Origin of the sequence: Streptomyces calidiresistens, from assembly GCF_014141525.1 — a bacterium.
Lineage (GTDB): Bacteria > Actinomycetota > Actinomycetes > Streptomycetales > Streptomycetaceae > Streptomyces > Streptomyces calidiresistens.
In genome coordinates, this window is sequence record NZ_VKHS01001245.1 from 1 (window position 1) to 1059 (window position 1059).

At 77.9% G+C, this 1059-nt stretch carries 1 protein-coding gene; it reads left to right on the forward strand.

Going from position 1 to position 1059, the window contains the following annotated elements; genetic code table 11:
- Positions 1-87: 87 nt before the first annotated feature.
- A partial coding sequence (locus FOE67_RS26660; RefSeq protein WP_182667382.1) for an Acg family FMN-binding oxidoreductase occupies positions 88-1059 on the forward strand: 972 nt, incomplete at its 3' end.

The window sequence follows — 1059 nt, forward strand, 5'->3', positions numbered from 1 at the left end:
CCCCCGGCCCCGGCCTCCCCGAACGCCGGCCCGCCGGTCGGGGACGGCGCCGGCGACCGTCCCGTCCCGGCCGTCCCGGCCGACACGATCGGTCAGCCGGTCGGGCCGCCGTTCCCCGTCGGGGAGGCCGTCGTCCGCTCCCTGGTCACCGCCGCCTCCCTGGCCCCCTCCCTGCACAACGCCCAGCCGTGGCGCTTCCGGCTCCTCGCCGACGGCACCACCCTCCAGCTGTGGGCGGACCTCGACCGGGTGGTGCCGCACGCCGACCCCGACGGACGCGGTCTCCACCTCGGCTGCGGCGCGGCGATCTGCAACCTGCGGGTGGCCGCCGCCCATGCCGGGCTGCTGCCCGAGGTGCGCCTGCTCCCCGAATCCGCCGAGCCCCGGCTGCTCGCCGACGTGGTCTTCCGCCGGCTGCCGCCCGGCGCGCCGGAGCCGCCGGAGGCCGCCGGCCTGGCCGCCCTGTACCCGGCGATCCGCGCCCGCCGCACCAGCCGGCACCCCTTCCTGCCGGACCCGGTCCCCGGGGAGGTGCTCGGGGAACTGACCGAGGCGGCCCGGATCGAGGGCGCCGAGCTGATCCACCCCGACGCCTGGCACACCGCCACCGTGCTGGAACTGATGCGCGACGCCGAGGGTCGGGACGGCGCCGACCCGGGGCGGGAACGGGAACTGGAGCGCTGGACCCGTACCGGCGCCGAGGCCGGGAGCGCCGTGGACGGCGTCCCCGAGTACGCCTTCGGTCCGCGCGAGCGGGACGGCCGCACCGTGGTGCGGGACTTCGCCGGCCGCGCCCCGATCCCCGGCCGCCCCGACGCCGACTTCGAGTCCACCCCCCACCTGGTGCTGCTGGGCACCGCCGGCGACCGGCCCTTCGACTGGCTGCGCGCCGGCGAGGCGCTGGAACGCGTGCTGCTGGTGGCCACCGACCGGGGCCTGGCCACCTCGCTGTCCTCGCAGACCCTGGAGTGGGACGAACTGCGGTGGCCCACCCGCGACCCGATGTCGTCGGTGTCGCACATCCACATGGTCGTCCGCCTGGGCTACGGTCCCGACACC